This is a genomic window from Flavobacteriales bacterium, assembly GCA_013001705.1.
Classification (GTDB): Bacteria; Bacteroidota; Bacteroidia; order Flavobacteriales_D; family JABDKJ01; genus JABDLZ01.
The window spans coordinates 1-10184 of the sequence record JABDLZ010000245.1 but is presented as its reverse complement, the minus strand read 5'-3'; the positions used below and the strand labels follow the sequence as shown (position 1 = coordinate 10184).

6 protein-coding genes and 1 tRNA gene are annotated in these 10184 nt (G+C 49.7%); 1 reads left to right on the top strand and 6 read right to left on the bottom strand.

What is annotated here, in order from left to right:
* From HKN79_09930 to HKN79_09910, 5 genes are all read right to left on the bottom strand, one after another.
* The coding region (locus HKN79_09930; GenBank protein NNC83886.1) for a hypothetical protein at nucleotides 1–3146 on the bottom strand (3146 nt) is incomplete at its 3' end.
* A 6-nt stretch (nucleotides 3147–3152) separates the two neighbouring features.
* Nucleotides 3153–4094: a type IX secretion system membrane protein PorP/SprF gene (locus HKN79_09925; protein NNC83885.1), complete on the bottom strand. Its 942-nt coding sequence runs from the start codon at nucleotides 4092–4094 to the stop codon at nucleotides 3153–3155.
* 3 nt (nucleotides 4095–4097) lie between these two features.
* On the bottom strand, nucleotides 4098–5117 hold the full coding sequence (locus tag HKN79_09920; GenBank protein NNC83884.1) for a gliding motility-associated C-terminal domain-containing protein: 1020 nt from the start codon (nucleotides 5115–5117) through the stop codon (nucleotides 4098–4100).
* A gap of 149 nt (nucleotides 5118–5266) precedes the next feature.
* A tRNA-Arg gene (locus tag HKN79_09915) sits at nucleotides 5267–5338 on the bottom strand.
* 75 nt (nucleotides 5339–5413) lie between these two features.
* Nucleotides 5414–7753, bottom strand: coding sequence for a T9SS type A sorting domain-containing protein (locus tag HKN79_09910; protein ID NNC83883.1), 2340 nt, complete (start codon nucleotides 7751–7753; stop codon nucleotides 5414–5416).
* A gap of 327 nt (nucleotides 7754–8080) precedes the next feature.
* Between HKN79_09910 and HKN79_09905 the strand changes: the two genes are divergently transcribed.
* Complete coding sequence (locus HKN79_09905) at nucleotides 8081–9790, top strand: phospho-sugar mutase (GenBank protein NNC83882.1); 1710 nt, start codon at nucleotides 8081–8083, stop codon at nucleotides 9788–9790.
* Here the strand turns inward: HKN79_09905 and HKN79_09900 are convergent.
* The coding region (locus HKN79_09900) for a DUF4301 family protein (protein ID NNC83881.1) at nucleotides 9791–10184 on the bottom strand (394 nt) is incomplete at its 5' end.

Below are 10184 nucleotides of genomic sequence, written 5' to 3'. Positions count from 1 at the left end.
CCTAGACCAGAAATAGTGGCGGCAGTTCCAATCGTATCTCCCGTTGAATCGGTCCATACATAGGTATAATCTATGGCAACAGTTCCACCTGACACGGTGCTACTCACTTCTCCATTATCCAATCCGCAACCGGGCTGAGTGATATCCAGACTTGCCATAAGCTCTACAGGATCATTCAATGTGAACGTGGTGTCCAATGTACATCCTTCATCATCGGTGATATTCAGGATATAGTCTCCTGCTTCCAAGTCAGCAATGTCGATACCTACCCCTGAGGCTGAGAAGCCATTCGGTCCTGTCCATGTGATGAGATGGTCGGGTGTCCCGCCCATGATGGCTATGTCGATATCTCCATTGAACTCGCCCGAACAGAGTGGATCGGAGAGTGCAGCCGTTACGGTCAGCGGATCGGGTTGGTCGATGGTATAGCTTTCCTGCTCTGTACATCCGAGTTGATCCGTCACAGTGACATCATAGGTCCCCGCAGGCACATCCACAAGGTCTTCATCCATGCTGGTAAAACCATCAGGGCCAGACCATGCGTAGGTAAAGTCCCCTTGCCCCCCGAGTACCGTAATGTCAATGGCTCCTGTGCTGTCTCCACCGCATACCACATCTGTGATCACTGCACTGAGCATGATCTCAGGATTCTCGATCACAATGAATGAATTGGATTGCTCACAGAGGTTGGCATCGGTCACCGTTACTGTATATGTCCCGGCTTCCAGGTCGATGATATCTTCATCTGTACTCGTGTATCCATTAGGTCCTGACCAGCTGTAGGTGAATCCTCCTGCACCATTGGTCACGGTGATATCAATGGCTCCAGTTGCTTCTCCAAAACACTCCACATCGGTCACCACTCCGGTGATCACCATGGGAAGCGGGTCGATGATCTCTACACTCAAAGTCTCTGAACATAGATTGTCGTCTGTGACAACTACAGTGTAGATTCCTTCATCCAGGTCACTGATGTCCTCATCACTTGAGCTGAATGCTCCCGGACCGGTCCAACTGACGGTATACGTTCCTGACCCTCCACTGATAGTCAGATCGATGCTGCCATTCTCATCCCCTGGGCAAGCGATCTGTGTCACCAAGGTATCCAAGATGATGGCATCTGGTTCTGAGAGAGTGATAGTGGAATCTGCAGTACATAGATTCTCATCTGTCACTTGGACCGTATAATCACCTGCGTCCAAGTCTGAAATGTCCTCGTCACCCGAAGTGAAGGCATCTGGACCTGTCCAGAGATAGGAGTAAGTCCCTGTGCCTCCAGTGACAGTGATGTCTATGGCACCAGAAGAGTCATTGAAACAAGACAGGTCTGTAGAAATGATGTCTATACTCAGGCTGTCGGGTTGATCGATAGTATATGTGGCTAGGAATTCGCACAGGTTCTCATCCGTCACGGTGAGGTCATACTCTCCCGCCTCGAGACCAGCGATATCCTCATCTGTAGATGTATAGCCATTTGGCCCTGACCAATCGATGGTGTAGGCACCTGTTCCTCCAGAGATCTCAAGGTCGATGGCCCCCGTATTATCAGAATTACACTCCAGATCGATGATCGACTCGGTCACGGATATGGCGGTTGGTTCGATAATGGTCACCGTAGTGTCTTTGACACAATCATTGGTATCGGTGATCATGATGGTGTAACTACCTACTACAAGATTCGAAATATCTTCATCTGAAGAAGAGTACCCATTGGGCCCTGACCATGAGTACTGATAGCCAGGCGTACCACCTGATACGGTGAGGTCTATCGCACCGGTGCTATCCGCATTACATAGGATATCGGTGACCACCAGGTCGAAGATGATCTCATCGGCCTGGTCGACAGTGAATATTGTGTCTGCCGTACAGCCCAGATTGTCAGTAACGGTGAGCATGTAGTTCCCGGCAGCCAATAGAGAAATATCTTCAGATGTGGAAGTGAATCCTCCTGGGCCGGTCCAGTCATAGTCGGAAATTCCCGAGACACTTATCGCAGTCACATCAATAGCACCTTCGGATTCGCCAAAACAATCATTGTCCGTAATGTCCGCTGTGATGATGATCGCTGGATTCTCACTCACTGTGAAAGAGGTATCCTGGGTACAGCCTTCGATGTCCGTCACTGTGAGAAAGTACTCCCCTGCCTCTAGGAGTATCAGGTCCTCACTGGCAGAACTGAATCCTGAAGGGCCCGTCCATGCATAGGAATAGTCTGGGTTCCCTCCACTGGTGGTTATGTCGATAGAACCCGTATTGGTCCCGCTACATAATACGTCTCCAATGACTGCATCCACCACTATATCTGTAGCAGCTACAACTGTGAAGCTTGCGGATTGGAAACAGGAATTATCATCGGTCACATCGAGATCGTATACACCGGGTTCTAATCCGGAGATATCTTCGTCAGAAGAGCTGAATCCATTGGGACCGCTCCAAGAATAATCATAGGTGCCTACTCCTCCCGAGACGGTCACATCTATCGCTCCATCATCGAATCCAAAGCAGATGTTATCGGTGACCACACCATCGATCTGGATGGTGTCTGGTGCATTACTGAAGGTGTAAAGCGTGTCGGTCGTACATCCGTTGGCATCCGTTATGGTGAGCTGGAATGGATTGCAGAGCATGGTAGCCGCCTGTGTGGTCTCTCCACTGTCATAGCTGTACATGAATCCTCCATTTCCTCCTACGACCAATGGGTTGGCCTGACCGTCACATTCGCCCGCACAACTAGGGGCCACAGCGTTCATAGATATGACACCGATTGCTGTGGGTTCACTGACTGTGATCTGCCAACTACAGGATGCTCCCTGACCGACATCGGTCACAATCACGATATAAGCTCCTGCGTCTACATTCGAAAGGCAGCTGTCCGTGCTGGATTCGCCTAACCAGAGGTAGGTGAACGGGCCTACTCCCGAAGTGACCGTGATACAGGCCTGCCCATCATCAAAACCATTACATGAGACCGGAGAGCTGCTCGGAGTGGCCGTGAATGCCGCACAGTTCCCAAAACTCGAACTCTTCAATAGATCTCCATATTCATCTACATATCGACTATCGATATCATCCGAATCCAGTGTGGATTGGGCATGAATACCCAGCACTACCAGGTTGAAGGAGAGAAGGAGTAGTAGTCTATTCATAGCTCATCAATCATAGGCGGCACACGGCACGAATCCTCCACCCGTCTTACCCGGGCAGGCAGAGATCGCCAGAATGACCTCATGAGAATTCCTCGAGGCATTCTTCATGGGTGAAAGGGTCATATCGTATGCATAGCCTAAGGTGAAGAAGTTGAGGAAGTTGAACTTCATCAGCCCCACCAAGGCATCACCATTTCTATATCCGATTCCAAGGGCCAGTTTGCGATTGAAATCGAGCATTCCATTGACATCGATTGCCAAGGGAGCAGCATTTGCATAACTCACCCGGACACTAGGTATGAAATGCGAATTCTGTCCCAGTTTATACGCATATCCAGAGGAAAGGTTAGCGTGACGGATCAGCTTGGCCTCTCCGTTATCCAAGATATCATTGGTCACTACATGCTTGATGGACGCACCGAAGAAGAATCGTTCGTTGTGCATCCAGAATCCCGGAGCTACCTCTGGAACCAGCAATTGCTGTGACTGCTGATCGGCCAATACTGGATCCACTTGACCGAGATCGGGCCCTACTTGAGTGGTCCCGACCAGGTCGACTTTGAATTGATTGAAGCCTACGAACAATCCCAGCGAGGCATTCATATCCCTGCTCATCTTGAAATGATAGGCATAGGCCAGTTGTACCAGACTCTGGGAGAACCTTCCTGCTTGATCCGATTCGAATTTGAGTCCTACTGCATGTTTAGGGCCCTCTTTACTTCTTCCCACACGAGTACTTACCGATCCGAACTGTGTCTTTGGTCCCTCATTGAATCCCGCCCACTGATTCCTGAATCCGAAACGCAACTCCAGACACTCCTGAGTCCCTGCCACTGCAGGATTGAGCTGGAATTGATTGAACACATAGTGACTATACTGAGGGATCTGTTGCCCGATGAGACTTGCTCCCCACACCATTAGCCCTATCGTTATCAAATAGTTCTTCATCCTTCAATAGATCACATTGACTGCTCCGGTGAACACAGGACCCTCTCCTGACTCGCTTGTCTTCAGATCGATGACATAGTAGTATGCGCCTGCCGGCAAACGATTCCCGTTATTGGTCCCATCCCAGAGTTGGGTGACTCCATATCCTATGGATTTGTACACGACTTGGCCCCATCGGTCGAAGATCCGGACATCTGCCCGGTCGAATCTTTCATCTAGGAAGAGTACATACCACTCATCGTTGATCCCATCTCCATTGGGAGTGATCACATCAGCAGGGATGATATTGGGCTGGACCAGAATGGTCACTTCCTCGGTCACCTCACAATCTCCTTGCGTACCCATGACCTGATAGGTGAATTCACCGATGCCATTGGGTGTGATGGTGGGATTGGCCATGGTGTCTTCGGTGATCTGTCCACTTCCGCTCCATAGATACTCCTCTACTCCTGTGACTCCTTCGATATCTACGGATTGTCCCAGCAGGATCTCATACTGCACCGAGGGCACGGTGAGTGCGAATTCTACCGCCTCACCACTGGTCTGTAGTTCGTACCCACAGTCGGCCGGGCCAGAATCTCCAGCTTCCATGTCACCATATATGGCCACATAGAAATTCTGGTCTGCAGTTGCTGCAGTGAGGTCGAGTGTGATCTGGTCTGATACCATTTCGCATGCGATGATGCTGGCCGGACCGGGATTGCAAGGGTCTGCACTATCGTAAACGGTCAATATCAGTCCATCTCCGAGTTGGTTGCCAGCAGTATCGCATTGGATGTTCTCTAAGAGAATCTGGAAGTCACCGGGTGCGATAGTGGTGATCTGATAGAGGGTACCGTTCATGGCCGGATTGGCACAATTGAGGTCTGCCATGAGCGGGCCGTTACCTGTACTGTCGACCGTGATATTGTTGAATTGCACAAAGCAGAGGGGAGCAGGGTCCGAGCAGTCCTGCGCCATCACTACCTGTAGCCCAACACATATCCATATAGAGGCTAGCCATTTGATTCTCACTGAGCTCATTTCGCGATGATTAAAGGTACTCAACGCGGGATATGACAATTATCGCGTGCCTCGTGTTTTCAACAGAAAAGCGTGTAAGAACCTCAGACCGGTCAAGTAGGCAGTCCTGCCCACAATGCACTACCGGAAACGGCAGAGGAAAAACAGAGTGGTCTCACCAGGAATCGAACCTGGATCTAGAGTTTAGGAAACTCCTATTCTATCCGTTGAACTATGAGACCGATTGGGAACGAACACTTCACGCGTTCTCCCAGGTGTCAAAGTTATTATGCGATGGTGGAATACAAAGTATCCGCTTAAGAACGGTCAAGCCAGATCTTCTCCGAATGCAGCTTATCGCCCTGACGGATGGAGATGCTGTACATGCCCGGGCTGAGTTGCAAGCGATATTTCCAACCGGAGGAATCCAGATCGACCTGCCGATCGAAGACCAATCGTCCTCTGAGTGAATGGATGGTCACTTGGATGCGCCCCTCTCCTTCACTATTGGGTGTAGGTCTGATGATGAGTTCATCCAATACGGCTCCGATATTCCAATCAGCGGTAGTCTGAGATCCATCGGTAGGTCCGAGTTCTTCCGCTGGAGGTCCTTCTTCCATGTCCCCTCCATCAGATATTTGCTCTGAATCGGGGTGATACCAAGGCGTATCGTCTATCCCGAAAATGAGCAGAAATCGATCCTCTCCATCATTTGGGTCATAGACCGTATGGTACAAGCCTTCGGTCATGAGGTCATGGAAGGTCTCATTGAGAGCATCATAAAGGAATATCTGATCGTAGACCTGTCCCACATCGATGAGCACCGGGTCGAAACCGATCTCTCCTTCCAGGTCCGATGAGAAATATAGCGGTACCGAAGCTCCTACCGGAGGATGAGGTAGCGCGTTGATAGATAGCACCTCTCCTGAGGCACTGGCCGACCCGAGGGCCGGAGTGAATTCATTGAGACTTGGGATCTTCAGTGCATCCAAGCTGGGGTCGAAGTCCAGTGTCGAGGCTCCAGTGAATCTCAGAATGGTCTCATCAGAGCCTCCTGGGGCGGTGACGCTGAGTTTTATCTGGTGCTCGGCTGAGACTGTTGACTGTTCTGGCTGCATGAGATCCCAAGGTGCAGGCACGATTTCCGAGTATATGAATTTCAGATGATGTGCTTCTGCCAGTTGTACGATAAAGGCGTCTGAGGGAAGTACCATATCCCCCATATCATGGGTAGACCACCCTCCATTCCGGCTACCGAACTGTTGCTTCTCCGGCAACCATCTGTATGTAGCCTGACTAGCCCCCGGTGAGATACTGATATCATCCAGGTCGATCACCGATGGATAAGGATTGGAGATGAGTTGTAGCCTTCCGAGATCGAATGCTTCATTGTTCTGCCCATGGACGATCATCTCCTCATTGGTCGTAGCTCCCGCAAGTTCGATGTGTTCCTGAATCACGAATGAGCGTAGAGCATCACACGGTCCATTGGGCTCGTATTGATCCAGGGGTTGCCAGTTGTTATGGAACCCCTCCATACAGAATTCCTGCTCGAAAAGCATCAGGTCTTCCAGACCTTGTCCTCCATTGATGAGTACCTCTTCATCCAGAACAAAGGGAATACCAAGTATCTGCTCTCCCGCATGATCGATATGTTTCTTGATGATGACCGATCCTACAATGAGATCCTGAGGAATGTAGGCATGACCATAGTAACCCTCGCCTGAATTGAGAATCAGTTCTGTACCCAGGTTGGCGAGATATCCTTCAGAGAGATCGAGCACATTGAGGATCTCGATCGGTTCTGTAGTAAAGAACACTCCGATGATCTTCAAGTGATCGAATGTGGGAGAACCATTTATCTCCGAATTCCCATCCAGAGAGTGTAATACGACCGTCCCATCAAAGGTGCAGTCATTTGCAGACTGAAGTGATCCGTAGATTGCCAGTTCCCCTTCGGACTGCAGATGAAATCCTGCCTCAGGATGGATGTTCAAAGAACCTGCACGAGCAGGGACATCTACGGCAGGGTAGGTCCCCGAATCGTTAGCAGGAACAAAGACACAATCCGTGGAATCAGGGACTATCTGAGGCAACCAGTTGGCAGGTTCATCCCAGTCAGAGTCAACTGCTCCGGTCCATGTGATACAAGGAGGTTCTTCTGGATAGAGGATATGCGCATTGAATCCTATATCGATATTCTCATAAGGAGTGCCATCCCAATAGACCTGGCCATCGGCATAGGTGTCTTGGAATTTGGCCCACATGAGGCCATACTCACCAAAGAATTCTATCCGGAAGGTGTAGACCTGCCCGAGCATACACAAAACTTCTTCGGATAGCGTGTGAGAATGTATACTTCCCCATTCATCTGTCAATGTCAAGGGAGCAGAATAGAGTGTGGATCCGTCATACCCCTCGCCTTGAAATATGGTCAATGTCGCATCGATGGAACCATTTAAGAAGTGATGCACCATGAAATCCATTTGGCTGAGAGTGCCTGTAGCACATACTTGGAATGATTGCCCGAAATCGCCTTGGGTATAGAGATAGGTCTCCACCTCATCTTGAATGACAGTACACTGCCCTTCTGCATCACTGACTGCTCCAAATAAATGAAGTATCAAGGTGAAAAACCAGATTACCCAAACTCTCATTATCAATAGCCTCTGTCGATTTATACGCCTCTTGTACCTCGTAGGTTACTCCTCCAAAAAAGAAGAAGGAGGACGTGCTGTCCTCCTTCTTTCACCTTAAACTAAACCATCTACACTTTACAACCTACTCTTCAATTCCTTCTTCACGTTTGTAATCTTCCGCACATCGTTCAAGGTGTGATTCCTTTATATCTCTTTAGCAGAGAACAACTAGGTCTATGTACGTCATACTCCGGAATTGGTTTCTGAAGTCTTCTTGTTTTTCTATCCTTCCAGCAGGAGTCAGGGCCCTATCTATATTTGCCGCCCGATCAATAGCTATACACAATGACTACAGAGACCCAGGAACGGATAGCTTTTTGGAAATCCACTGAATTCGATGCGGAGACCAGAAATGAAGTGGCCATGCTCGAAGCGCAGGACCCAGTGCTACTAGAAGACTCCTTCTACAAGAATCTGTCTTTCGGGACCGGTGGTCTTCGCGGAGAGATGGGAGTAGGGACCAATCGTATGAATCAATACATCGTCTCTATGGCGACCCAAGGTCTGGCCGACTATCTCAAAAAACAGTTCGATCAGGGAATCTCCGTGGCCATCGCCTATGATTCACGGAATAGGAGCACGGAATTCGCACGAAGAGCCGCAGAAGTACTTTCTGCCAATGGCATAGAGGTCTACCTAAGCAAGGAGCTGCGTCCCACTCCTCTATTGAGCTATGCGGTCAGGCACCTCGCTTGTCAAGCGGGTATCGTAATCACCGCCAGCCATAATCCCAAGGAGTACAATGGTTATAAGGTGTACTGGGAAGACGGAGGACAATTGGTGCCGCCTCACGACCAAGGGATCATCTCTTGCGTTAGAGAAGTCACCAGTCCTTCAAAGGTGAAGAGCGCGGTGAATGAAGCCCTCATCCATCCGATTCCCGATAAGGTTGAGGAATCCTACTATCGACATTTGGAGGAGCTGCTTCTTCTGCCGAAAGATGATACCCATAAAGCCGGACTGAAATTACTCTATACCTCTCTCCACGGGACCGGTATCACCATGATTCCAGAAGCCCTGAAGAGGGCCGGGTTCCATAATGTGGATATCCTGGACTCACAAGCTGAACCGAACGGAGATTTCCCCACAGTGGACTCTCCCAATCCCGAGGAGCGGTCGGCCATGAAGTTCGCTTTGGAAAAAGGAGAAGAACTTGGGAGCGATTTCATTATCGGTACCGATCCGGATACCGACCGGGTGGGTATAGGGATCCGGAATGCTCAGGGAGAACTGGAGTTGATCAATGGGAATCAAGCAGCAGCGCTATTGATCCACTTTCTACTAGAGAATCTGAGCGAGGATAAGAAGCAAAACGGATTCATTGCCAAAACAATCGTCACTTCCGATCTTTTGAAGGACATGGCAGACGCCCATGGGGTCCCTTGCTATGAGACCTTGACTGGGTTCAAGTATATCGCTGAACTCATTCGCCTGCACGAGGGCAAGAAGACTTTCATCGGAGGTGGAGAAGAGAGTTATGGTTATCTGGTAGGTGACCATGTACGTGACAAGGATGCGGTGATCTCGACTGTCATGCTCTGTGAAATGGCTGCCTGGGCCAGAAGCAAGAATACAAGGGCCCAAGGATTACTTGCAGAGATCTACTCTCGCTATGGCCTCTACCGTGAAGCCTTGGTCTCACTAGTGAAGAAAGGGAAATCAGGCGCAGAAGAGATTCAGTCCATCATGGAAGGTTTCAGGTCGGACCCTCCCACAGAACTTGCAGGCACTCCTATAGTTCAGTTAATAGACTATCAACGCTCCATGAGCTACGATCTGCGCACCCGGGCATCAGAACGTATCGAATTGCCAAAGTCGAATGTGATACAGTTCTTACTGGAAGATGGCAGTAAAGTGACTGCCCGTCCTTCTGGAACCGAACCCAAGATCAAGTATTATCTCAGTGTGAAAGAGGAACTGAACGGAAATCTGGATAGTGCTTGGAAACGGGCTGGGGAGCGCATCAGAGCATTCGAAACCGCACTCGGACTTTGATCATTGATGATAGGGCCTCAATAGATCCGTCACCCGCTTGACGGGATTGAAAGTGCTGATAGGAACTTCTACGAAAATGGTGTTCCAATCTGCCATGGCTCCGTTCCATAATCCGGGCCATTCGATGACCAGCGCCTCCTGCCCTTCGATCATCTTGCGTGTAACAAACGCAGAGTCCTTATCCACAAATCGCAGTAGATCCTGGCGCATGCCATATAGGTCATTCAGGCTACAGACAATATCCACAGGATTGAAATGCGTTCCACTTTGGAGCATGTCCATCGCTTTTTTATCCTCGGCATCGATCTGAGCTGACTCCACTATCTGAAGACTTTTCCCGCGCTTTTCATTCACCCAGAACGGGCCTCCTCCTGGTTCTCCCTGATTCTTGACC